This is a genomic window from Kitasatospora sp. NPDC004289, assembly GCF_053602875.1.
This window is the reverse complement of the sequence record NZ_JBSGEL010000017.1, coordinates 90,103-113,400: the sequence shown is the minus strand read 5'-3', so window position 1 is coordinate 113,400 and position 23,298 is coordinate 90,103. Positions and strand designations below refer to the sequence as shown.

The window sequence follows — 23,298 nt, the reverse complement described above, 5'->3', positions numbered from 1 at the left end:
ACGGCCGCCGTTCGCGTGTGGGTTAATGTCTGAGTGACGAGAAGGGGAGTGGCATGACTGAGACTCAGCAGTGGGAGATCCGGGACGAGGCCGAGGAGTGGACCGTGCGGTCCAGCTCGGAGCCGTTCCGGGGGCGGGTCACCGGGGTGCGGACGGACGAGGTCCTGATGCCGGACGGCAGCTACGCCCGGCGCGACTACCAGGTCCACCCCGGGTCGGTGGCGGTGCTCGCGGTGGACGAGGAGCAGCGGGTGCTGATCCTCCGTCAGTACCGGCACCCGGTCCGGCAGCGCCTGTGGGAGCTCCCGGCCGGCCTGCTCGACGTGCCGGGGGAGAACCCGCTGCACGCCGCCCAGCGGGAGCTCTTCGAGGAGGCCCACTGCAAGGCGGCGGAGTGGAAGGTCCTGGTCGACTTCTACACCTCGCCGGGCGGCACGGACGAGGCGCTGCGGCTCTTCCTGGCGACCGGCCTGTCGGCGGCGGACGGCGACCGCTACGCCGCGCACGGCGAGGAGCTGGAGATCGAGGTCCAGCGGGTGCCCCTCGCGGACCTGCTGCGGCTGGTGCTGGCCGGTGAGCTGCACAACCCGACGCTGATGGCGGGCACGCTGGCGCTGCACGCCGCCCTGACCACGGGCGGGGTCGACGCACTGCGGCCCGCGGACTCGCCGTGGCCGGCGCGGCCGTTCGTCTGACGTCTCCGCCCGCGGGCCCTGTCGGCGGCGGTCACCAGCGCGCGACGGCGAGCCCTGGCAGGTCGCGCACTGGGGTATCACGGCGGACCGACCAGGCGCGTCGAACGCACGTGGTGACCCTGGGGGCGCGAGGAACTGCGCGAGTCGGAAGGCAGCCCAACGGCAACTGAACCGCCGTCAGCCGGTTGCACGTGCTGCCGTTCCCCCGCGCGCCCCGCGGCGGAGCCGCAAATCAGCATTGCCTCGCGCCCCTGCGGGGCGCTCGATGCGTGCCTGCGCCGGGTGGGTGATTCGGTGGTTCGTAGTACTGGTGTCCGGGCAGGTGCGGGCCTGCGGGCGAATTACGCTCGCCGCAGGGCCCGGCCGGGGTCTGTCGGCTGACGGTCGGGAGTGGCGCGGGTGGCGAGGAAGACGGCGACGGTGGAGGTGCGGCCGGAGGTGGGGACGGGCCGGCTGCCGTCGGGGCCGGAGCTGTTCGTGGGGCGGCGGGCCGAGCTGGCGGCGTTGGAGGCGGGCCGCGGCGGGGTGGTGGCGGGGCTCTGCCCGGTGCTGGTGGTGGCGGGGCGGCCGGGGTCGGGGCGGAGTTCACTGGCCGTCAGGTTCGCCGCCTCGGTGGCGGCGGAGTACCCGGACGGGGTGGCGTTCGCGCGGATGTCGGCGCCGGACGGGCGCCGGGTGGCGTCCGAGGCGGCGGCGCGGGAGCTGTTGGAGCAGCTGGGCAAGGAGCCGCCGGCCGAGCTGCCCGAGCGGGCCGAGGCGGAGGCCGGCGACGGCCCGGCCTGCCGGGCGCTGCGGGAGGCGGTGGCGGGGCGCCGGACGCTGCTGGTGCTGGACGACGTCCGGGACGCCGGGCAGCTGTGGCCGCTGCTGGCGGAGGCGCCGCTGGCCCTGGTGGTGGCGACCACGGCGGGGCCGTTGACGGGGATCGAGGGGATCGACCCGGTGATCCTCGGCGGGCTCGGGGCACGGGCCTCGGTGGAGTTGCTGAGCGCGCTGGCCGGGAGCAACCGGGTGGCGGCCGACCCGGTGGCGGCGGCCCGGCTGGCGGAGGCCTGTGCGGCGCGGCCGACCGCGCTGCGGCTGATGGGGGGCTGGCTGCGGGCCCTGCCCAAGGCGGCCGTGACGGAGGCCACCCGGGCGCTGACCGACGCCGCGGCGGCCGGGCTGACCGATCTGACGGCCGAGGGCCGCCGCCGGGAGAAGGAGCAGCGGAGCGGGAAGCGGGCCCCGGCCAAGCCGACCGGCAGCCCGCAGGGCGTCGGCCCGTCGAAGGGGGAGGGGCCGAAGGGGGAGAAGGCGCCCGCGGCGGAGCGGCCGGTGCTGGATCCGGACGCGGCGGAGCCGGTGCCGGTACCGGAGAGCGATCCGCTGGACGCCGCCTTCCTGCTGACGTACCGCGCGCTGCCGGCCCCGCAGGCCCGGATGCTGCGGATGCTCACGCTGGCCCCCGCGCAGCAGGCGGACCCGCGCACCGCTTCGGCGCTGCTGGGCTGCCCGGCGCCCGAGGCGGCCGCCGTGCTGCAGAAGTTGACGGACCGTGAGCTGCTGGAGGAGGAGCCGCCGGCCGCCGACGGCACGCCGCGCTACCGGGTGCCGGGGCGCTTCCTGCCGCGGTTGGCGCGGATGCGCGAGGAGCTGGACCGGCCCTCGGAGGTGCAGCTCGCGCGGGCCCGGCTGCTGGAGCGGCTGGTGCGGCTGGTGGAGTCGGCCCGGGCCCTGCTGGACCCGGCGGCGGGCCCCGGGCCGGAGCCGCTGCCGGGGCCGCTGCGGCTGCGCGGCGCCGCGCACGCCCGGCAGTGGCTGGCGGAGGAGCGCGGGCGGCTGCTGGCGGCGGTGGCGGACGCGATCGGGCAGGCGGACCTGGACGGTTCGGCCGGGCGGCTGGTCTCCGCGCTGCTGCGCACGCTGCCGCTGACCGGCCAGGCGGCCCCGGCCGACCTGTACCGCCTGCACGGCCTGGTGCTGCGGGTTGCCGAGCGCGGCGGGGCGCCGCGCCGGGCGGCGGCCGCGCTGCTCAACCTGGGGAACCTCCAGGCGGCCGCGGGCCACTGGGAGGGCGCCGCCGAGCGGTACCAGCAGGCGCTGGGCCTGGCCCGGACGGCGGGCGACGAACCGGCCTGCGCCCGGGCCCTGGAGGGCGTGGCGGAGAGCCGCAGGGCGCTCGGGGACGCGGTGCGCGCCGCCGACTGGTACGGGCGGGCGCTGGCGCTGCGGCAGGGGCTGGGCGACCAGCCGGCCGAGGCCCGGCTGCTGGCCCGGATGGCGGAGGCGCACCTGGCGCAGCGCCGGTACGAGGAGGCCGAGCGGGAGTACCGGGCGGCCCTGGCGGTGCTGCGGCGGTTGGCCGACGAACGGGGCCTGCGGGCGGTGGGTGCGGCGCTGGAGCGGCTGCGGGAGCTGGTCGAAGCCGAGCGCCTCCATCCGTCTTCGGAGTAATGTCCGAAGCATCACATTTACCCCTGTTTGGGAGGCTCTGGCCCAGGCAAGCCTACGAATCTGCCAATGCTCCGAGCTGATTTATTCAGTTTGTAAGGCTGACGGATGCCTGGGGCTTCATTACACTCGACCTTAGTCGCGCAGTGCAGCGTGCCCCGGTGTCTTCCGGAGGCCTGGCCGTGCGCGTCTCCCGCCGGTGTTCCCCGGCCGGGTTCCACAGGCAAGAGGGACGTGTTCAGTCGTGAAGGTCGGCATCCCCCGCGAGGTCAAGAACCACGAGTACCGCGTGGCCATCACGCCCGCCGGCGTGCATGAGCTGGTCCGCAACGGACACGAGGTCGTCATCGAGAACGAGGCCGGTCTCGGCTCCTCGATCTCCAACGAGGAGTACGTGGCCGCCGGCGCCACCATCCTCCCCACCGCCGACGAGGTGTGGGCCGCCGCCGACCTGCTGCTGAAGGTCAAGGAGCCGATCGCCGAGGAGTACCACCGCCTCCGCAAGGGCCAGACCCTCTTCACCTACCTGCACCTGGCCGCCGACAAGGCCGGCACGGACGCCCTGGTCGCCTCCGGCACCACCGCGATCGCGTACGAGACCGTGCAGCTGTCCAACGGCGCGCTGCCGCTGCTCGCCCCGATGTCCGAGGTCGCGGGCCGGCTGGCCCCGCAGGTCGGCTCGTACCACCTGATGCGCCCGGCCGGCGGCCGCGGCACCCTGCCGGGCGGCGTCCCCGGCACCCACCCGGCCAAGGCCGTGGTCATCGGCGGTGGCGTCTCCGGCTGGCACGCCGCCACCATCGCGATCGGCATGGGCTACGACGTGACCCTGCTGGACCGCGACATCAACAAGCTGCGCGAGGCCGACAAGATCTTCGGCAACAAGATCAAGGCCATCGCCTCCAACGCCTACGAGCTGGAGAAGGCCGTCCTCGAGGCCGACCTGGTCATCGGCGCGGTGCTGATCCCGGGCGCCAAGGCCCCGAAGCTGGTCACCAACGAGCTGGTCTCCCGGATGAAGCCGGGCTCCGTGCTCGTCGACATCGCGATCGACCAGGGCGGCTGCTTCGAGGACTCGCGTCCGACCACCCACGCGAACCCGACCTTCGAGGTCCACAACTCGGTGTTCTACTGCGTGGCCAACATGCCGGGCGCCGTCCCGAACACCTCCACCTACGCGCTCACCAACGCGACCCTGCCCTACGTGGTCGAGCTGGCGAACCGTGGCTGGAAGGAGGCGCTGCAGCGTGACGCGGCGCTGGCCAAGGGCCTGAACGTGCACGAGGGCCAGATCACCTACGCCGCCGTGGCCGAGGCCTTCGGCCTGCCGTCGGTGTCGCTGGAGAGCGTCCTCGCCTGACGTCCCGTCAGCCCCCGGTCGGACCCGTTCCGGCCGGGGGCTTCGGCATGCCCGCGCGGCGCCGGCGCCGTGAGGAGCCCGCCGACGCTCCGTCAACTCTCTTTGTCGATATTTGCGTTCCGTCGGGCGACCGTGTCAATTTGTGTGCACGACGTCACCCGACGCAGAAACGTTGGGGTCCGACGGCCGCGCAAGCCTTGACAGTGAGCGGTCGGGAGCCCGACACATCCGGCCCACAACCGTGGATTGTGTTGCTGCGAACGCCGCGGACAGCCTAGAGTCGCAAACCGTCGGCATGCTGCCACGCTGACGAATCGACAACAGTCCTGGATGCCCAAGGAGGTAAGACGACTTGTGAATGAGTCGACATTTGCTCCCGGGGGTGGTCAGCCTGGACTGGCGGAGCACTCGGTCGCCGTCCGCACCTTCGAGGCGCGCCAGAGCACCGCACCCGTCACCGCCGACGAGGCCGACCTGCTGCCGACCCACGGCCTGGCCTACGGAGACTTCGCGTACGGCTCCTACGAGGACCCGGACGCCGAGTACGAACCCGATCCGGAGTACGCCGCCACCTTGGCCCCCGACGCAGCCCGCCAGCGCCGTGAACGAGTCGGACCGACGGGGCGGCCGCTGCCGTACTTCCCGATCCCCGCGCCGCTGGCCGAGCACGGCCCCGCGCAGATCATCGCCATGTGCAACCAGAAGGGCGGCGTCGGCAAGACCACGTCGACCATCAACCTGGGCGCCGCGCTGGCCGAGTACGGCCGCCGGGTGCTGCTGGTGGACTTCGACCCGCAGGGCGCGCTCTCGGTCGGCCTCGGCGTCAACCCGATGGAGCTGGACGTCACCGTCTACAACCTGCTCATGGAGCGGGGCCTGACGGCCGACGAGGTGCTGCTGAAGACCGCCGTCCCCGGCATGGACCTGCTGCCCTCCAACATCGACCTGTCGGCCGCCGAGGTGCAGCTGGTCAGCGAGGTCGCCCGCGAGTCGGCACTGGCCCGCGCGCTCAAGCCGCTGCTGCCCGACTACGACTACGTCATCATCGACTGCCAGCCCTCGCTGGGCCTGCTCACGGTGAACGCGCTGACCGCCGCGCACAGCGTGATCGTCCCGCTGGAGTGCGAGTTCTTCGCGCTGCGCGGTGTGGCTCTGCTCACCGAGACCATCGAGAAGGTCTGCGAGCGGCTCAACCCCGACCTGCGTCTCGACGGCATCCTGGCCACCATGTACGACTCCCGCACCGTGCACAGCCGTGAGGTGCTGGCGCGGGTGGTCGAGGCCTTCGGCGACCACGTCTTCCACACCGTGATCGGACGGACCGTCAGGTTCCCCGAGACCACCGTGGCCGGCGAGCCGATCACCACCTACGCGACCAACTCGGTCGGCGCCGCCGCCTACCGCCAGCTCGCCAGGGAGGTGCTCGACCGGTGCCGCCCCGCCGAGTGAGTCTCCCGGGTGCCGACGAGCTGTTCCGGACCACCGGAGGGATGGCCCTGTCGCCCTCCCTCAACCGGCCCGAGGCACCCCGCACGGAGACCGCCCGGCCCGCCGCCGAGGAGGGCGGCGCGGCGGAGGTCCCGCCGGCCCGGCAGGAGCCCCAGCAGGCCCCGGCCGAGGGCACGGTGACCCCGCGTCAGCACGCCGAGGGGGAGGCCGCCGCGGACGCCGCCCGGCGGTCCCGCGCCCGGGGCCGCGGCACCCGCCGCCCGACCGGGCGGGAGCGGCACGACGAGAAGATCACCGTCTACGTCTCCGCCGAGGAGCTGATGGACCTGGAGCACGCCCGCCTGGTGCTCCGCGGCGAGCACGGCCTGGCCGTGGACCGCGGCCGGGTGGTCCGGGAGGCCATCTCGGTCGTCCTGGCCGACCTGGAGCAGCGCGGCGAGGCCAGCATCCTGGTCCGGCGCCTGCGCGGCCGTTAGGTTCGGAGCCGCACGCTCCCCGCTCAGCCCGCACCACACGTACGGACCCCGCCCATGCCAGCACCCGCAGGACCCGACGCCGCCGGACCGCGCGCGGGCTTCCAGGTGCGGCTGGACAACTTCGAGGGCCCGTTCGACCTGCTCCTCGGCCTGATCGCCAAGCACAAGCTCGACATCACCGAGCTGGCGCTCTCCAAGGTCACCGACGAGTTCGTGGCGCACATCCGGGCCATGGGCCCGGACTGGGACCTGGACGCGGCCACCGAGTTCCTGGTGGTGGCCGCCACCCTGCTGGACCTCAAGGCGGCCCGGCTGCTGCCCGCCGCCGAGGTGGAGGACGAGGAGGACCTGGCCCTGCTGGAGGCCAGGGACCTGCTCTTCGCCCGGCTGCTGCAGTACCGGGCCTACAAGCGGGCGGCCGGCGTACTGGCCGACCGCTGGGCCGCCGAGCTGCACCGGCGCCCCCGCACGGTCGGCCTGGAGCCCCGGCACGCCGCCCTGCTGCCCGAGGTGGTCATCACCATCGGCCCCGAGGGCTTCGCGCGGTTGGCGGCCAGGGCCATGACCCCCAAGCCCAAGCCCGTGGTCTACGTCGACCACATCCACACCCCGCAGGTCAGCGTCCGCGAGCAGGCGGCCCTGGTGGTCGAGCTGCTCTCCGCCCTCGGCGAGGCCCGGTTCGGGCAGCTGGTCGCCGACGCCGGCGGCGACACCCTGGTGGTGGTCGCCCGCTTCCTGGCCCTGCTGGAGCTCTACCGCGAGAAGGCGGTGGACTTCGACCAGCCCGAAGCGCTGGGCGAGCTGACGGTCCGTTGGACGGCGGGGGACGGGCGGGCGATCGAGGTCACCGACGAGTTCGACCGGCCGCCGGAGCCGGACGGGAAGGAACGGCCGTGAGCGGGCAGGACGGGACCAAGGGGCCGGAACGGCCCACCAGGCGCTCGCTGGGCGTGCCGGGGCAGATCCGGGCGGAGGAGTGGCAGCCGTCCGCCTACGAGGGTGCGGAGGCCCCTGACGAGGCCCCCGTGGCCGTGGCGGAGGCTCCCGCGGCGCTGCCCGCGCCCGCGACGGTCCCCGAGGCGGCGTCCGGGCCCGCGGCCGGAGCGGTGGCGACGGCCGTGGCCGAGGAGGAGGCGGCGCCCGAGGAGGAGCGGGGCCCCGGGCTGCGGGCCGAGCTGGAGGCGGTGCTGCTGCTGGTCGACGAACCGGCCACCGAGCAGCACCTGGCCTCCGTGCTGCGCCGCCCCCGGGCCGAGGTGGCCGCCGTCCTGCGGGAGCTGGCCGCCGAGTACACCGCCCAGGGCCGGGGCTTCGACCTGCGGTTCGTCGCCGGGGGCTGGCGCTTCTACACCCGCGCCGAGTGCTCCCCGGCGGTCGACCGGTACGTCCTGGACGGCCAGCAGGCCCGGCTCACCCAGGCCGCGCTGGAGACCCTGGCGGTGGTCGCCTACCGTCAGCCGGTGTCGCGCAGCCGGGTCTCGGCGGTCCGTGGTGTGAACTGTGACGGCGTGATGCGTACCCTGGTACAGCGAGGACTGGTGGAAGAGACCGGCTCCGAGCCCGAAACAGGTGCGATCCTGTATCGGACGACGAACTACTTCCTGGAACGGATGGGGCTGCGCGGCCTGGAGGAACTCCCGGAGCTCGCGCCCTTCCTGCCCGAGGTCGACGACGTGGAAGCGGAGTCCCTCGAAGGCACGATGATCGCGGAGGCGGTCGCCGCCGCACGCGCGGACGGCGGGGAAGTGCAGTGAGGTCGGCCGGGCACGACGAGCACTTCCAGACGGATACGACGTACGGACATTTTGATGCGTAGCAGTGGCAACGGCAGGAACAGTGGCGGCGGTGGCGGGAGCCAGGGCGGCCGGGGCGGACAGGGCGGGGGCCGGAGCGGCGGCGCCCCGCGCGGCGGGTCGGGCGGCGGCTCCTACGGGGGCGGCCGGAGCGGCGGCGGCTCCTCGTACGGCGGCGGCTCGCGCGGCGGTTCGTCGGGCGGTGGCGGCTCCTACGGCGGCGGCTCGCGCGGCGGTTCGTCGGGCGGCGGCTACGGCGGCGACCGGCGGGACGACCGTCGCGACGACCGCGGTGGCCGGCGGGACGAGCGGAGCGGCCAGCGCGACGAGCGTCGCCCGCTGCGTCCCGAGGAGCGCCGGTACGACCGCCCCGAGTACGGCGGCGGCCCGAACGCCACCCCCGGGCGCGGCAAGTTCGAGGCGCGTCGGCCGAGCCCGGCCCCGCGGCCGCGCCGCGAGGGCCAGCCGGCCCCGGGCGACCCGCGGCGCCAGCCGCAGCGCTCCCGGGAGCTGCAGGCCAAGATCGAGGACGCGGTGCTGGCCCGGCACGAGCAGGGCGTGACCGTCGGCGCCGAGGGCGAGCGCCTGCAGAAGGTGCTGGCGCGGGCCGGCATGGGCAGCCGCCGGGCCTGCGAGGAGCTGATCGAGCAGGGCCGGGTCGAGGTGAACGGCCAGCGGGTCACCGAGCAGGGCAAGCGCGTCGACCCTATGACGGACGAGATCAAGGTGGACGGCCTGACCGTCGCCACCCAGTCCTACCTGTTCTTCGCGCTGAACAAGCCGGTCGGCGTGGTCTCGACCATGGAGGACCCCGAGGGCCGTCAGTGCCTGGGCGACTACGTGAACAACCGGGAGACCCGGCTGTTCCACGTCGGCCGCCTGGACACCGAGACCGAGGGCATCATCCTGCTCACCAACCACGGCGAGCTGGCCCACCGCCTCACCCACCCCAAGTACGGCGTCACCAAGACCTACCTGGCCGCCATCCAGGGCCCGATCCCGCGTGACCTGGGCCAGCAGCTCAAGCGCGGCGTCGAGCTCGAGGACGGCTGGGCCCGGGTCGACGACTTCAAGGTGATCTCCAACCTCGGCAAGAACTACATGGTCGAGGTGACCCTGCACGAGGGCCGCAAGCACATCGTGCGCCGCCTGATGGCCGAGGTCGGCTTCCCGGTGGACAAGCTGGTGCGCACCCACTTCGGGCCGATCTCGCTCGGCGACCAGAAGTCCGGCTGGCTGCGCCGCCTGACCAACCCCGAGGTCGGCCAGCTGATGGCCGAGGTCGGCCTGTGACGGTCGTCCGCTAGGACCGGCAGCTCAGAGGGCCTCCCCGCCGAACGGCGGGGAGGCCCTCCGTCGTTCGGCGGGCACGGTGTGAGTATGACCGCATACGGCTTGTCAGGCCCAGCGCTCCTGGCGGAGGATGGCCAGCGGACAGCGGCGCGCCGAATGGCGGACTCGCGCCACCGGTGGGGGTGGCGGACGGGTGCCGGTGGGGGAAAGAGGGAGCAAGGTGCTGGACGCATTCGGGGTGCTGGGACTGGGCAGACCGGACGGGCAGGTCTACGCGGCCCTGGTGATCGCGCCGCAGTCGACGGCCGAGGAGGTCGCCGCCCAGTGCGGCCTGCCCCTCGACCAGTGCCACGCGGCCCTCGACCGGCTGGCCGACCAGGGCATGGTCACCCGCGCCCCGGTCGACCGGGAGCGCTACCTCGCGGTGGCCCCCGACGTCGCCATCGGCACCCTGATCGGCCACCGCGAGGCCCAGCTGCGCAGCGCCCGGGCCGAGATGCACCGCCTGATGGACGCCTTCCGGGAGGCCTCCCGGTTCACCGACCCGGCGCACTCGGTCGAGGTCCTGACGGGTGGTGAGGCGATCGCCCAGCGGCTGGAGCACCTGGTCGAGACGGCCCAGTACCAGGTCCGCGGCTTCGACTGCCCGCCGTACATCCAGGACCCGATGGCCAACCTGCCGCGGCAGCGGCAGCGGCTCAAGGCCGGGGTGCGGTTCCGCACGGTCTTCGACAAGGAGGCGGTGGCCTGGCCCGGGCGGCTGGAGAAGGAGATCCTGGTCGGGGTCGCGGACGGCGAGGAGGCCCGGGTCCGGCCGGTGCTCCCGATGAAGCTGATGATGGCCGACGACCGGATGGCGATCATCCCGATCAGCGTCGGGGACGCCGTGCTCGACGCGGCGTACGTGATCCACCCGTCGGCGCTGCTGCAGGCGCTGGACGCGCTGTTCGAGGCGGAGTGGGAGCGGGCGGTGCCACTGCAGGCGGCGATCGGCGAGGGTGACGACGGGCTGGGGCCGGAGGAGGACCAGCGCAAGCTGCTGGGGCTGCTGGCGGCGGGGCTCACGGACGAGTCGATCGCGCGGTCGCTGGGGTGGAGCGCGCGGACGACGCAGCGGCGGTTGCAGACGCTGATGCGGCAGCTCGGCGCGACCACCCGCTTCCAGGCAGGCATGGCCGCCCGCGAACGAGGGTGGCTCTGACGGAAGTGGCTACGCGTTGGGGGCGCGGGGCTCTGTTGATTCGCGGCTCCGCCGCGTGGGCGCGCGGGACGGCAGCACGTGCAACTGGCTGACGGTGATTCAGTTGCAGGCGGGCCGCCTTCCGACCCACGCAGTTCCTCGCGCCCCCGGTGTAGCCAGTTTCCTCAGCTCCACGGGGTCAGGGCTGCCCAGACGCCGTTCTCGTTGCGTTCGAGCTTTTCGAGGCCGATGACGGCGGTGCGGTTGAGGCGGCCGTAGATGTGGGGGAAGAGGGTGCCGGGGGTGGCGCCCGGGGGAGGGGCGCCGTTGGGGGCCTCCCACTTGACCATGGGTTCGACCAGGCGTTCCTCGATGAGGAGGGCCATCAGGGGGTCCCGCGCGTCCTGGAAGAAGGCGTTGGCCACGGCGAGGGCGGTGGGCTCGTCCGCCGAGCAGTGGATGAAGCCGTCGGTGAGCAGGGAGGCGGCGGTGTAGGGCCGCCCGGGTTCGCGCAGCCAGTCGTCCAGGGGTGCGAGATGGTAGATCATGCCTCCAGTTCTACCGGAGTTGACGGCATTTCACCGGAGTTGAGTGGCTGTGCCCCGCCGGAGCGGGCGGGGCACAGCCGGGGTCAGAGGCCGGCGACCTTGGCGGAGGCGGTGAGCTCGTAGACCAGGGTGACGGTGCGTCGGGCGCCGGGCTCCAGCGGGAGGTCCCAGCGGACGATGCCGTCGGCGTCGACCTCGTCGGGGTCGGGGACGCAGCGCTCCTTGCGGAGCCTGACCTCGACGGCGGAGACCTCGGCGACCGGGATGCGTTCGCGGAGGGTGACGGTGCGGGTGCCGTGGTCGCCGGGGGCGGAGAAGCGGGTGAGGTGGAGCCGGACGGTGCGGGTGAGGACCGTGCGGCCGGTCAGGCCGGTGGTGGCGCGGTGCTCCTCGGTCTCGCGCAGGACGCGGTAGTCGTCGGAGCTGCCGAAGGAGAGCTCGGCGGGGGCGCCGGGGGCGGTGAACTCCAGCTCGCCCCGTCCGGTGAAGCCGCCGCCGACCACCAGGTCGACCGGGCCGGCCAGCAGGGCGTGGCCGGCGGAGTTGGTGAACCGGGCCACCCGGGTGACCAGCGGGGAGAGTTCGGGGGCGCAGGCGTACTCGGTGCGGGCGGGGGCGGTGAAGGTGGTGAGCGGCACCCGGTGGGGGCGGCCGTCGGAGGGGATCCGGGCCGGGGCCGGGGCGCGGAGCACCCGGACCTCGCCGCCGTCGTCCACGCCGGGCAGGCCGTCGGCGGCCGGGCCGGTGGAGCCGATCTCCTCCTCGCGCAGCTCCACCTCGACGGTGCGGCGCTCCTCGGTGGTGCGGTCCCGCAGGGTCAGGTGGTCCTCGGTGAGCCACGGCGGGTCGCCCGCGAGGGCGGAGCGGGCGGTGGAGAGGGTGAGCCGGACCTCGGGCCAGTCCTCGCCGGTCCGCTGCCAGACCACCGCCTCGGTCTCCAGGGTGAGGCCGCCGTCCTCGCCGAGCGCGGCCCGGTAGGCGGGGCGCCAGAGCGCACAGGGCGTCAGGTGGCCGACCGTCAGTTCGGTCGGGCCGCCCGGGGTCTCCACGGTCAGTTCGAGGTGGGCGAGCAGCTCGGGTTCGGGCTGCTCGGTGAGGTCCAGGGCCTGCTGGGCCTCGCTCAGCTCCAGACGGGTGGCGTCCAGGCGGATCCGGGCGTTCACCGTGCGCTCGGCGCAGCGGTCCCGTTCGGCGTCCACCCGGTCCAGCTCGCGGGCCCAGCGGACCGGCTCGCTCTCGCCCTGGCCGGCGCCCTCGGCGATCTCCCGGAGCAGGTCGGCGGCGAGCGAGTCGAGCAGGGCGGTGCGGGTGGCGAGGCGTGCGAGTTCGGCCTCCAGGGTGCTCTCCCGGCGCTGGAGCTCGTCCTCGCGGTGGCGGAGCGCGGAGTCCCGCTCGCCGGGCGGGAGCGGGGCGGGCTTGGTCCAGGCCCGGGTGATCCGGGCGTCGAGCACGGTGCCGGAGCTGAGGGCGGCGTTCAGGGTGCGGTCGACCGCGAGGGCGCTGACCGGTCCGAGGCGCAGGCGCTGCACGCCCGGCGGCAGGTCGAGGGCGGTGGTGCGCTCGACCTGGGCGCGGTCCTCCAGGCAGGTGACGGCGGTGACGGGCAGGGGGATGGTGGTGGTCGTCATCGGGTCAGTTCCTCCGGTCTCCGCCGAGCAGGGTCTTTCCGGCCGGGATGCGGATCTCGTAGCCGCCGTCCAGCTCCGCGCGGCCGTGCGCGGGCAGGTCGACCCGGCGCAGCCGGGTGCTCGGCGGGTACTCCTCCGACGGTCCGTCAGGGGCCGTCCAGCCGGGCCGCTCCTGCACCTTGACGTCGGGCTCGCCGGGGACCGGGACCCGCTCGCGGACCTCGACGGTGACCGGGTGGGCCAGCCGGTTGACCAGCTCGACGTGGACCCGGTGGTCCAGCACCGTGGTCTTGGACAGGGCGCCGGTGGTGGACTCCCGCAGCTCGGTGCGGCGGGCCACCCGGACGCCCTCGGCCACGCCGAGGCCCAGGCGCCGGGTGGCGCCCGGGGCGAGGGTGGGCAGGGCGGCGGTGAGCAGGAAGTCGCCGTCCACGCTGACCTCCACCGGGCCGGCCAGCAGGGCGTGGTCGGTGGCGTTGGCCAGCAGCAGGGTCGCGTAGACGGTCTGCTCCACCGAGGGCACGCAGACGTACTCGGTGGTCAGGCCGACCGCGGCCTCGCCGACGGTGACGGTGTGCCAGGTGCCGTCCGAGGGGACGTCGACGGGCGCGGCGCAGTCGTACCGCTGGTCGAAGGAGCCGGCCGAGATCCGGGGCGGCACGCCGTAGCGGGGCAGCGCGAGGGAGGCGGCCGGGGCGGGCGTGGGCGCGGTGGAGGCGGCGGGGACCAGTTGGCCGCGGCGGTGTCCGGAGGGGCCCTGGAGGGTGAGGGCGCGGTAGTCGAGCCAGCGGGCGTCCGGGTGCGGCGCGCCCTCCGGCTCCGGCGGGGGCGCGGCCTGCGGGGCCGGGGCGCCGGGGGGCGGCGGGGCCGCGAAGGCGGCAGGGGCGGCGGGGGCGGGCGGTGGTGAGCCGCCGTAGGCGGAGCGGGTGACGGGCCGGACCGGGCCGGACGGGGCGGCGGGAGCGGAGGGCAGGGGCGCCGGTGGGGCGGCGCCGCCGACGGTCAGGAAGTCGGTGCTCTCGCTGCGCGGGGCGGAGGCCTGGGCACTGCCACCGACGCGGGGCCTGCGCCGGGCGCTCGCCGCGACGGCCACCGGTTCGGTGCCGGTGCGGGGAGCGGCCGGGCGCGGGCCCGCGCTCTCGTACGCCGTGAAGAGGTCGGACAGGCCGGGCGGCACGTCGCGCCAGCCGGACGGCGGCGGGGCGCTCTGGCGGCGGCCGATCCGCAGGGAGCGAAGCCGGGGCAGGTCGGTGCGGCGCTGCAGGTCGGCGGTGGAGAGGCCGAGGCGGACGCCGGTCCAGTCCTCGCCGGTGCGCTGTGCCACCGAGGCCCGCAGCACCAGGCGTCCGGCGGAGTCGCCCTGACGGTGGCTCAGCCGGTAGGAGGGCACCCAGCGGGCGCCCGGGATGCCGTACTCGAGGGTGAGGTCGACGGTGCGGGGGGCGTCGGGGTGGGTGTGGGCGAGGGTGAGGAGGGCGGTCGCGGTGGGGGTGACCGGGCCGGCGGAGGCGGCGCTGTCGGCCCGGCGCAGGCGCTGGTCGGCCGCGGTGACGGCGTGTTCGGCGAGGGCGTGCTCCTCGCGCAGGCGGGCGACGGCCTCGTGCAGCGCGGCGAGGCGCTCCTCGGTGAAGTCGGCCAGGGCCAGCCAGGATTCGGCGGGGGTGCGGCGGTGCGGCTCGTCGCGGCGGCGGGGCGGGGCGACGGGGCGCAGGGCGGTCAGCTCGGCGATCCGGGCCTCGTGGTGGTCGATCCGGGAGCGCACGGCGTCGGACTCCTCGCGGGCCCGGAGGAGGGCGCGGAGCAGCTCGGAGGTCTGCTCGGGGGCGCGCAGTTCGGCGGCGTACTCCACCCGGGCCTCCGTGACGCGCCAGCCTCCGGCGGTCACCCGGGCCCGGAGGGAGGAGGCGTCCAGCCCCACCGGCAGGCCGGTCAGCCGCACCGTCCCGTCCGGCGGAACCTCGCCGCTCGCCCGGCGGCGGCAGAGCGCCCCGGCGGCGTACACCACCACCTCGTCCAGTACCGACTCCACGCCTGCCCCTCTCGTCCTGTGGCCATGGGCTGGCCCAGTCTGCCGCGCCCTTGACGGGGTGTCAGCGGGTTTACGGCCGTGTCGTGGGACGTGGAGGGAGGGGCGGACGGTTCTGGGGGCGCGGGCACCGCAGATGGTGATCCCGGGGGCGCGGGGCCCTGCTGATCGGCGGCTCCGCCGCGGGGCGCGCGGGGGAACGGCAGTACGTGCAACTGGCTCGCCTGCCCCGATCTCACGCTGGTCCGCCTTCCGTACTCGCGCAGTTCCTCGCGCCCCTGGGGCCTTTGGCCCCGGCGCAGTGCTCCGCGCCCCTGGGGCGTTCGGCCCCGGTGCGGCGGTGGGGGCGGGGAGTGCGAGAGGATGGGCGGAACTGGAACGCGCTGTTGGGAGACGTACGAGCCATGCGCACTGTCGCCGTTGTCGGCACCGGACTGATCGGCACCTCCGCCGCCCTGGCCCTCACCGGCCGTGGGCTGCACGTCTATCTGGAGGACGCCGACCCGGATGCGGCGCGGACGGCCGCCTCGCTGGGCGCGGGCACCACCGAGGTGCCGGACGGGCCGGTGGACCTGGCGGTGATCGCGGTGCCGCCCGCGTTGGTGGGGAAGGCGCTGGCGGAGTGTCAGCAGCGCGGGCTGGCGCGGTGGTACACGGACGTGGCGAGCGTGAAGAGCGGGCCGCGGGCGGAGGTGACCGCGCTCGGTTGTGACACCAAGCACTACATCGGTGGTCACCCGATGGCCGGGCGGGAGCGGTCGGGGCCGCTGGCGGCGCGGGCGGACCTGTTCGAGGGGCGGCCGTGGGTGCTGACGCCCACCGCCGACACCGACACCGAGACGTTGAACGCCGCGTTGGAGCTGGTCGCGCTCTGCGGGGCGATGCCGATCGTGATGGACGCCGCCGCGCACGACCGGGCGGTGGCGCTGGTCTCGCACGCGCCGCAGCTGTTCTCCTCGCTGGTCGCCGCCCGGCTGGAGCACGCGGACGAGACGGCCATAAGGCTCTCCGGGCAGGGCGTCCGGGACGTCACCCGGATCGCCGCCTCCAACCCGGCGATGTGGGTGGACATCCTGTCGGCCAACGCGGGGGTGGTCGCCGACATCCTGGAGGAGCTGGCGGTGGACCTCGGCGACACGGTGACCGCGCTGCGGGCCATGCAGGCCGCGGACGAGGGCGAGCGGCAGGCCGGGGCGGCCGGGATCGAGGCCGTGATGCGGCGCGGCAACTCCGGCCAGGCCCGCATCCCCGGCAAGCACGGTGCGCCGCCCACCCGCTACGAGACCGTCGCGGTGGTCCTCGGCGACCAGCCGGGCGAGCTCGGCCGGCTGTTCGGCGAGGTCGGCGCGCTCGGGGTGAACATCGAGGACGTGGCGATCGAGCACTCCTCCGGTCAGCAGGTCGGCTTCGTCCAGCTCTCGGTCGCCCCGGCGGAGGCCAAGCGCCTCACCGTGGCGCTCCGTCAGCAGGGCTGGAGCGTACGGGACTAGGGGCTGTCTCCTTGGTGGGGCCGGGTCCGCGCCGCCGGGGCACGCGCCCTCCTTGCCCGCCGAGGGGCAGGAGGGGCCCTCCGACGACGCGGCCCCACGCGGCGGAGCCGCACGGTGTCACAGCCGACCCCACCAAGGAGACAGCCCCTGGGCCCCGGTCCGGCGCGGGCCGCCGGGCCGGGGGCGGGGGTCTCCGGGTCAGGCGCCGGCTCGGAAGCCGTGCAGGTCGGCGAGTTTGCCGAGGGTGGTCAGGTCGGGGTGGCCGGTGGCGCCGGGGCCGGTGACGCCGCAGCGCTGCTGCCACTTCGCGTAGGCCTCTAGGGTCAGGGTGCCCCAGGAGCCGTCCGCGAAGGCGGGGGTCAGCAGGCCCTCGCCTACCAGGGCCTGCTCGACCAGCAGGACCTGCGGCCAGCTGTACGAGCGGTGGCCGGTCGGGGCCGGTACGTCGGCGGCGATGGCGTGCTCCAGCTGGCCGGCGTACACCCAGGGGCGGGGGTCCGGGGTGCCGGGGGTGGTGCCGCCGGTGGGGGCGGGCAGGTCGAGGTACGTCCCGGTGGCGCGGCCGCCCCACCGGGGGTCGGCGGAGATCCGGCCCTCGGGGAAGGGCGGGCAGCCGTAGCCGTACACCCGGACGTCCCGGCGCGGGATCGGGCCCCGCAGGTAGACGCCGTTGCCCTGGCTGGAGCCGGTGGTGTTGGTGTTGCCGCCGACCGTCCAGATGTTGTCGGAGTTGAACTTGTACACCCGCTCGATGTGCGAGCCGCCGGCTCCCCAGCGTTCGCCCGCCGTGCCGTAGAAGACCTCGGCGCCGACCATCGGGTACTCGGACCACCACTTCCGGTCCGGGTGCTTGTAGTAGTTCACCCCGTCCGGGCAGAAGGCGGAGAGCAGGCAGTAGCTCTCCAGTCCGGCCTTCCAGGTGCCCCAGGACTGGAAGATGTAGCACCACTCGCTGTTCTGCCACCAGGCCGGTGCCTTGCCGGCGTCGATCATCTCCTGGGCGTACTTGGTGTGGTTGTCGGAGCCCTCGCGGTAGCCCTCCTCGGCCATCAGCAGGTCCAGGCAGCGCCGCACGGCGGAGCCCGTCACGGGGTCCGGGTCGTGGTGGTCGGGCAGGTGCGCCTTGTAGGCCCCGCCGGTGAACGTCGACCAGGGGCCGAAGCCGCCGGCCTCTGCGTGGATCGCCTTGGCGGTCTTGGCGTTGTAGGTGGGGGAGCTGAGCGCGGACTCCACCCGGAGGTTGTCCGGGAAGCCGAAGTCCTGGGGCCTGCGGAGCGATCTGATCTGGAAGAGGCCGATGCTCGGCCCCCACTTGGCGTCCTGCAGGTCGACGTCGCCCACGGCGTCCGGATTGCCGCTGGACTCGGCCAGCGCGACGGCCGCCGCGATCTCGACGTCCTCGCCGCCGAAGCCCGCTCCCCGGGCCAGTTCACAGAGTTGGGAGAAGGTCAGCACCGTACTCACCGTGCCCTTTCACCACGTGGGGGATACGTCGGAGCCGAAGCCGCCCCCGGCGGGGCGCTTCTCGAAGTGGAGGTGGGGCCCGGTGGCGTTGCCGGTGGATCCGACCCGGCCGACCGCCTGTCCGGCGCCCACGTCCTCCCCGCCGCCGACCTCCCGGGAGGAGAGGTGGCAGTACCAGTAGTCGGAGCCGCCGGTCCGCAGCACCAGGAAGTGCCCGAAGCTGTCGTCGTCGCCGACCCGGTCGATCGAACCGCCGCGCACCGCGACGCAGGTGGTGCCCTCGGCGGCGGCGTAGTCCGCTCCGGTGTGCCGGCCGAGGCTCCACATCGGCCCGGTCTTGTTGTAGGCGGTGGTCACGCCGTGGCCGGGCACCGGGGAGCCGACCCCGGTGCCGCCGTCGGGCACGCCGTCGACCGCCGGGACCTGGAGGTCGTCCCAGGACCGCCGGCCGGGGATGCCGTCCGCGTCGGGGCCCGCGAAGCCGAGCTTCTGCTGCCAGGCGGCGTAGGACCGGCGGTCGACGTCGGTCCACTCGGGCCCCGGCCCCACCTGGTACCGCCCGCATCCCTCCGCCACCAGCCGGTGGCCCATCGCGGTGATGACCGGGCTGTGCTGTCCGTCGTGGAAGAACCCCGCACCGGGGAATGGCTGAGTAGGCATGGCGCCTCCTCGGAAAAGGTCTCGAACGGGCGCGCGCTCCGCAGGACGCAGCCCTCTCCCTGGGCACCCGACGCGAAGCGGTCAGGCCCGTCCTGCGCGGCAGAGCCAGTCCCGCGCCGCTGCTACGGGCTGGGCCGCACACGATCAGTCAACCACCGGGGCACCAGGGAAGGAAGACCTGCACGACCCGTTCGGCGAAATGGCGTACAGGTGACAGGAATTGGGGGCCCGATGGTGATCTGACGGCAGTTCAGTGGTGGCGGAGCGTGACGGGGGGCCGGGTACCTCCGGAGGAGGAGGGGGGCTCGGTCCGGCGGCTGACGCGGGGTCAGGGGGCGGCTGCGTAGCGTGGGGGCGTGTACCGACTCCACCTGTGGTTCCTCCGGCGCCCCGTGGTCGGTGACGCGCTCTGGGCGCTGGTCCTGCTGCTGCTGGGCCTGCGGGAGACCGTCGCCGCGCCGGGGCCGGACGGCCTGCCGCAGTGCGGCGGCCTGGCGCTGGGGACGGTGTTCGCCGGGCTGGTGCTGCTGCGCCGCCGGTACCCGGACGCGGTGACCTCGGCGGTGGTGCTCCTCGGGGCCGGCACGGTGGCGGCCGGGGCGCCGCTGCGGTGGCCGGACCTGGGCTTCCTGGTGCTGCTCCGGTGGGCGGCGTTCCGGGGGTCGGTGCGGGCGGCGCGGATCGCCCTGGTGGCGGCCGTGCTGGCGGGGCCGGCGCTGGTGCTGCGGGCGGTGGCCGTGGACGGGCCGGTGTACGTCACCTTCGGGGAGCTGTCGGTGGTGGCGGGGATCTGCTCGCTGCCGTTCGTGCTGGCCTGGGGTGCGGGGGTGTGGGCACGGGCGCGACGGGCGGTGGCGGTGGAGCTGACCGACCGGGCGCGGCGGGCCCGGGAGGACCTGGCCAGGACGGCGGCGCGGGCCCGGATGGCGGCGGAGCTGCACGACGTGATCGCGCACGACCTGACGGCGATGACCGTGCAGGCCGGGGCGGCGGGCCACGTCCTGCCCGCGCACCCGGGGCTCGCCGGTGAGGCGGCCCGGGGCGTGGGGGAGCTGGGGCGCAGGGTGCTCGCGGAACTGGACCGCCTGGAGCGGGTGCTGCGGGCCTGAGGGTTCGAGGGGCCTGCGAAGGTCCTTCGAGGGCTTGCGAGGGTGTGAGGGCGTGAGGGTGTGAGGGTTCGGGCGCTCCGGGGGTGACGGTCCGTCAGGGTCGGGGCAGTGCGGCGTCCAGGAGGGTCTCGGCGGCGGCGCGGGCCTGGCCGGCGGTCTCGGGGGTGCCCATGATGCCGGCGGTGGCCATGGCGCCGTTGGCCAGGATGGCCAGCTGGTCGGCGAGGAGCGGCGGGCCGCCGGCGGCCGAGACCAGGACCCGGAAGTGGTTGTTGAGGCTCTGCTTGTGGGCCCGGGCGAGCTCGGTGACCTCGCTGGAGACCCCGCCGAGCTCCCCGAACGAGTTGATGAAGTTGCAGCCGCGGAAGGTGGGCTGGGCGAACCACTCGGCGAGGTGGTCGAAGACGTCGAGGATCCGCTCGCGGGGGCCGGCGCCGGGCCTCGCGTGGGTCAGGATCGCCTCGTCGGAGGCCGCGCTCCGGCGGCGCAGCACGGCTCCGACCAGCTCGTCCTTGGACGGGAAGAGCTGGTAGAGGCGCTTCAGCGACACGCCGGAGGCGGTCCGGATGGCGTCCATCCCGACGGACTGCACACCTCGTTCGTTGAACAGTGCCTCGGCGCTGTCGAGCACTCGGAGTTCGGCTGTCTCGGCGTCCATGAGTGATCTCCCCTTGCATCGAGAACGAAGGTTCTCTACTGTATACCTCGGAAGGGAGAACGTTGGTTCTCCTGCACCAGCGGGAGAACGTTGGTTCTCAACTCTTGTTCACTTTTTATCAAGGAGCCCGTCATGACCGTCTTCGCCACCCGGTACCGAACCGCCTCGGTCGAGGGGCTGGAGATCGCTTACCGAGAGGCCGGTGACCCGACCAAGCCCACCCTGGTTCTGCTGCACGGCTTCCCGTCCAGTTCGCACATGTTCCGCAACTTGATCGCAGACCTTGCCGACGAGTACCACCTGATCGCCCCCGACCATGTCGGGTTCGGCCGTTCGGCCACCCCCGCCGTCGAGGACTTCGAGTACAGCTTCGAGCGGCTCGCCCAGCTGACCCTGGGGCTGCTCGACCAGCTCGGCCTGGAGAAGTTCTTCCTCTACATCCACGACTACGGCGCCCCGATCGGCCTGCGGATCGCCAGCCGCAACCCCGAGCGGGTGGCCGGCCTGATCGTGCAGAGCGGCAACGCCTACATGGCCGGCTTCACCCCCTTCTGGAAGGTGCTCTTCGACCACGCGGCCGACCGGCCGACCTACGAGCCCGAGGTGCGCAAGCTGCTCACCCTCGAGTCCACCGAGTGGCAGTACACCCACGGCGTGCCGGCCGACCGCCTGGAGCGGATCGCCCCCGAGGCGTGGCTGCTCGACCAGGCGGGGATGGACCGGCCGGGCAACAAGGAGGTGCAGCTCCAGCTGTTCTGGGACTACCAGTTCAACGTCGGCGAGTACCCCGCGTTCCAGGAGTACTTCCGCACGCACCGGCCCCCGATGCTGATCACCTGGGGCAAGAACGACGAGATCTTCGGCGAGGCCGGTGCCGTCGCCTACACCGACGACCTGCCGGACGCCGAACTCCACCTGCTCGACGCGGGGCACTTCGCCTTGGAGAGCCACGGGCCCGAGATCGCCGCACTGATCCGGGACTTCCTCGGCCGCACCGCCTGACCCGACGCCCTGTCCGACCTGAGGCGGCGCCCGACCTGACGTACCGCCAGCAGGCGGGCCACCGACCGGCGTACCGTCCGTCCCGTATGCCTTGCCGCTCCCGAGGAGGAGTTCCGATGTCCGAGTCCACGGCCACCAGGCCACCCGTGTCCCTGCTCCGCGTCCTCGCCGGCCGGCGGGCCGCGTTCACCGCCGGAGGCGTGGCGCTCGGCTCCGTGCTCCTGCTGGCGGTCTTCCAGCAGCTGACCGACCTGCACGTGTTCGCCATCCCCTACATCGCAACCGCCGCCGTCCTGGCGCTGGCGCCCGGTGCTCCGCTGGCGACGCCGCGGGCGGTGCTGATCTCGTACCCGGTGTCGGTGCTGGTCGCGCTGGCCGTGACCGAGCTGTTCGGGCACTCGCACTACTCGACCGGAGTGGCGGTGGCGCTCACCGTCCTGGCGCTGGCGCTGCTCAAGGCTCCGCACGTGCCGGCGGTGGCGGCGGCGGCGTTCGTCGGGCTGCAGTCGCCGGGTGCCTGGTACCTGATCGACCCGATGGTGCCGGGTGTGCTGCTGGTGCTGGCGGTGCCGCTGCTGGTGAGCCTGCTGAAGATCGGCTACAAGTACCCGGCCGGCTGAGCGCGGGCGTGACGTGGAGGAAGGCCCCGCCGGTTCCCCGGCGGGGCCTTCTGGCATCTCCGATGAGAGGGGGAGGGGAGCGTGGAGAAGGGAAGCGGCGGGGGAGGGTGCGGCAGTGAGGGGCTGACGGGGGGTCAGGCCGTGGTGGCGGCGGCCAGGTGGCGGACGGTGGCCGGGAGGAGGGTGTGTTCGGCGGTCAGGACGCGGGCGGCCAGGGTGTCCGGGGTGTCGTCGGGGAGGACCGGGACTTCCTGACGGGCGATCACCGGGCCCTCGTCGTACTCGGCCGTCACGTGGTGGACCGAGGCGCCGGAGACGGTGTCCCCCGCGGCGAGGACGGCCGTGTGGACGTGGGCGCCGTGCATGCCGGGGCCGCCGTGGCGGGGGAGCAGGGAGGGGTGGACGTTGACGATCCGGCCCTCGTACGCGGTGAGCACCGCCGGGCCGATCTTGCGGAGGTAGCCGGCCGTCACGACCAGGTCGGCGCCGTGGAGGCGGAGGGCGTCCAGCAGGGTCCGGTCGAGCTGCTCGGGGTCCGGGTGGGTGCGGCCGGAGAGGTGGAGGGCCGGGATGCCGAGTTCGCGGGCGTGGGCGAGGGCGCCAGAGCTGCTGTTGTTGCTGATCACCAGGGCGACGGCGTACCCGGAGCCCGGGAGCGGGGCGTCGGCGGTGAGGGCCCGGAGGTTGGAGCCGGCGTGGGAGGCGAGGACGGCGACCTTGAACGTCATGGGGGCGATCATGGCAGCCGGCCGGCGGCCGGTGCGGGCCGGTTACCGGTCGGCGGGGGTGAGGAGCAGGGTGACCAGGTGGTCCAGGGCCGCCTCGGCCTCCGGGTGGCCGGGGGCGAGCTCGGGGGCCGGGGCGGGTGAGGTGCGGCGCAGCTCCAGCCAGCCGAGGTAGGCGGCGTAGCAGGCGAGGGCCCGGTGGCGGGCGGCCTGCGGGGGGAGGCCGATCCCTTCGGCCAGTTCGGTGAGGTAGGCGAGCCGGGCCCGGGTGACGCGGTCGATCACCTCGGCGACGGCCGGGTGGGCGGCCTGGGTGGCCAGGGCCGGTTCGAGGCCGGAGATCTCCTCGGTGCCGAGCGCGGTGGTGAGCAGGGCCCGGGCGCGTTCCGGCGGGGTGGCGTCGAGCGCGCGGATCGCGGCCACCACGTCGGTGGTGGCGTGCCGCTCCCAGGCCTCCAGGGCTGCGACCAGGAGGGCGTCGCGGTTCTTGAAGTGCCAGTAGAAGCTGCCCCGGCTGACTTCGAGCTCCTTGGCGAGCACGTCCACCGCGACGGCCGGGACGCCGCCCCGGGCCAGTGCGCGGAGCGCGGCCATCGTCCAGTCGTCCCGGGTGACTCTCCCCTTCGCCATGTCCGTACAGTACTGTACGGAACAGTTCCATACAGGACTGTACGGAACCGGGGAGAGGG

Annotated in this window: 20 protein-coding genes and 2 pseudogenes; 13 read left to right on the top strand and 9 right to left on the bottom strand. The window is 74.3% G+C overall.

The genetic code is table 11. The features are described from left to right. Positions 1-53 precede the first annotated feature (53 nt). The 9 genes from ACWEPF_RS14220 to ACWEPF_RS14180 all read left to right on the top strand — a co-directional run bounded on the left by ACWEPF_RS14220 (position 54) and on the right by ACWEPF_RS14180 (position 10,700). Positions 54-695 (top strand): NUDIX domain-containing protein, encoded by a 642-nt coding sequence (locus tag ACWEPF_RS14220; protein WP_452172735.1) that lies wholly within the window; start codon positions 54-56, stop codon positions 693-695. A gap of 399 nt (positions 696-1,094) precedes the next feature. Next, positions 1,095-3,131, top strand: a complete 2,037-nt coding sequence (locus ACWEPF_RS14215; protein WP_452172734.1) for an AAA family ATPase — start codon at positions 1,095-1,097, stop codon at positions 3,129-3,131. Positions 3,132-3,372: 241 nt separating this feature from the next. Continuing rightward, positions 3,373-4,488: an alanine dehydrogenase gene (gene ald, locus ACWEPF_RS14210; RefSeq protein WP_345285169.1), complete on the top strand. Its 1,116-nt coding sequence runs from the start codon at positions 3,373-3,375 to the stop codon at positions 4,486-4,488. Positions 4,489-4,842: 354 nt separating this feature from the next. Continuing rightward, on the top strand, positions 4,843-5,937 hold the full coding sequence (locus tag ACWEPF_RS14205) for a ParA family protein (protein WP_345285170.1): 1,095 nt from the start codon (positions 4,843-4,845) through the stop codon (positions 5,935-5,937). Between the two features lie 41 nt (positions 5,938-5,978). Then, complete coding sequence (locus tag ACWEPF_RS14200) at positions 5,979-6,413, top strand: hypothetical protein (RefSeq protein WP_345285172.1); 435 nt, start codon at positions 5,979-5,981, stop codon at positions 6,411-6,413. Positions 6,414-6,467: 54 nt separating this feature from the next. Next, positions 6,468-7,310 carry a segregation and condensation protein A gene (locus tag ACWEPF_RS14195; protein WP_452172733.1) on the top strand — a complete coding sequence of 281 codons (843 nt, stop codon included), beginning with the start codon at positions 6,468-6,470 and terminating at the stop codon, positions 7,308-7,310. Between the two features lie 221 nt (positions 7,311-7,531). Next, complete coding sequence (gene scpB / locus ACWEPF_RS14190) at positions 7,532-8,167, top strand: SMC-Scp complex subunit ScpB (protein ID WP_452172746.1); 636 nt, start codon at positions 7,532-7,534, stop codon at positions 8,165-8,167. 54 nt (positions 8,168-8,221) lie between these two features. Further along, positions 8,222-9,499 carry a pseudouridine synthase gene (locus ACWEPF_RS14185; RefSeq protein ID WP_452172732.1) on the top strand — a complete coding sequence of 426 codons (1,278 nt, stop codon included), beginning with the start codon at positions 8,222-8,224 and terminating at the stop codon, positions 9,497-9,499. 220 nt (positions 9,500-9,719) lie between these two features. Continuing rightward, positions 9,720-10,700 carry a helix-turn-helix domain-containing protein gene (locus ACWEPF_RS14180; RefSeq protein WP_345285178.1) on the top strand — a complete coding sequence of 327 codons (981 nt, stop codon included), beginning with the start codon at positions 9,720-9,722 and terminating at the stop codon, positions 10,698-10,700. Positions 10,701-10,864: 164 nt separating this feature from the next. On the opposite strand, the gene ACWEPF_RS14175 is transcribed toward ACWEPF_RS14180, so the two are convergent. From ACWEPF_RS14175 to ACWEPF_RS14165, 3 genes are all read right to left on the bottom strand, one after another. Next, the gene (locus ACWEPF_RS14175; RefSeq protein WP_345285179.1) at positions 10,865-11,227 is read right to left on the bottom strand and encodes a DUF952 domain-containing protein; all 363 of its coding nucleotides are present in this window, start codon (positions 11,225-11,227) and stop codon (positions 10,865-10,867) included. 83 nt (positions 11,228-11,310) lie between these two features. Further along, on the bottom strand, positions 11,311-12,855 hold the full coding sequence (locus tag ACWEPF_RS14170) for a DUF4139 domain-containing protein (protein WP_452172731.1): 1,545 nt from the start codon (positions 12,853-12,855) through the stop codon (positions 11,311-11,313). Between the two features lie 4 nt (positions 12,856-12,859). Next, positions 12,860-14,884, bottom strand: a complete 2,025-nt coding sequence (locus ACWEPF_RS14165) for a DUF4139 domain-containing protein (RefSeq protein ID WP_452172730.1) — start codon at positions 14,882-14,884, stop codon at positions 12,860-12,862. A gap of 401 nt (positions 14,885-15,285) precedes the next feature. Here ACWEPF_RS14165 and ACWEPF_RS14160 point away from each other — a divergent pair, with 401 nt between their 5' ends. Next, a complete protein-coding gene (locus ACWEPF_RS14160) occupies positions 15,286-16,371 on the top strand; it encodes a prephenate dehydrogenase (RefSeq protein ID WP_345285183.1) in 1,086 nt (361 codons plus the stop codon). Between the two features lie 198 nt (positions 16,372-16,569). On the opposite strand, the gene ACWEPF_RS14155 is transcribed toward ACWEPF_RS14160, so the two are convergent. The 3 genes and pseudogenes from ACWEPF_RS14155 to ACWEPF_RS14145 all read right to left on the bottom strand — a co-directional run. Then, a complete protein-coding gene (locus ACWEPF_RS14155; protein ID WP_452172729.1) occupies positions 16,570-17,835 on the bottom strand; it encodes a hypothetical protein in 1,266 nt (421 codons plus the stop codon). A 9-nt stretch (positions 17,836-17,844) separates the two neighbouring features. Further along, positions 17,845-18,135 (bottom strand): annotated as a pseudogene (locus ACWEPF_RS14150) (M23 family metallopeptidase); the annotation flags it as partial. A 111-nt stretch (positions 18,136-18,246) separates the two neighbouring features. Next, positions 18,247-18,486 (bottom strand): annotated as a pseudogene (locus tag ACWEPF_RS14145) (peptidoglycan-binding protein); the annotation flags it as partial. A gap of 365 nt (positions 18,487-18,851) precedes the next feature. Here ACWEPF_RS14145 and ACWEPF_RS14140 point away from each other — a divergent pair. Next, positions 18,852-19,604 carry a histidine kinase dimerization/phosphoacceptor domain-containing protein gene (locus tag ACWEPF_RS14140; RefSeq protein ID WP_452172728.1) on the top strand — a complete coding sequence of 251 codons (753 nt, stop codon included), beginning with the start codon at positions 18,852-18,854 and terminating at the stop codon, positions 19,602-19,604. A gap of 94 nt (positions 19,605-19,698) precedes the next feature. Here the strand turns inward: ACWEPF_RS14140 and ACWEPF_RS14135 are convergent, their stop codons facing one another. Continuing rightward, positions 19,699-20,262, bottom strand: coding sequence for a TetR/AcrR family transcriptional regulator (locus tag ACWEPF_RS14135; RefSeq protein ID WP_452172727.1), 564 nt, complete (start codon positions 20,260-20,262; stop codon positions 19,699-19,701). A 132-nt stretch (positions 20,263-20,394) separates the two neighbouring features. Between ACWEPF_RS14135 and ACWEPF_RS14130 the strand changes: the two genes are divergently transcribed. Beyond that, a complete protein-coding gene (locus tag ACWEPF_RS14130; RefSeq protein ID WP_345285191.1) occupies positions 20,395-21,264 on the top strand; it encodes an alpha/beta fold hydrolase in 870 nt (289 codons plus the stop codon). Positions 21,265-21,380: 116 nt separating this feature from the next. After that, the gene (locus ACWEPF_RS14125; RefSeq protein ID WP_345285193.1) at positions 21,381-21,884 is read left to right on the top strand and encodes an HPP family protein; all 504 of its coding nucleotides are present in this window, start codon (positions 21,381-21,383) and stop codon (positions 21,882-21,884) included. Positions 21,885-22,018: 134 nt separating this feature from the next. On the opposite strand, the gene purN is transcribed toward ACWEPF_RS14125, so the two are convergent. Continuing rightward, a complete protein-coding gene (gene purN / locus ACWEPF_RS14120; RefSeq protein WP_452172726.1) occupies positions 22,019-22,612 on the bottom strand; it encodes a phosphoribosylglycinamide formyltransferase in 594 nt (197 codons plus the stop codon). 42 nt (positions 22,613-22,654) lie between these two features. Further along, positions 22,655-23,239, bottom strand: a complete 585-nt coding sequence (locus tag ACWEPF_RS14115) for a TetR/AcrR family transcriptional regulator (RefSeq protein ID WP_452172725.1) — start codon at positions 23,237-23,239, stop codon at positions 22,655-22,657. Positions 23,240-23,298 lie beyond the last annotated feature (59 nt).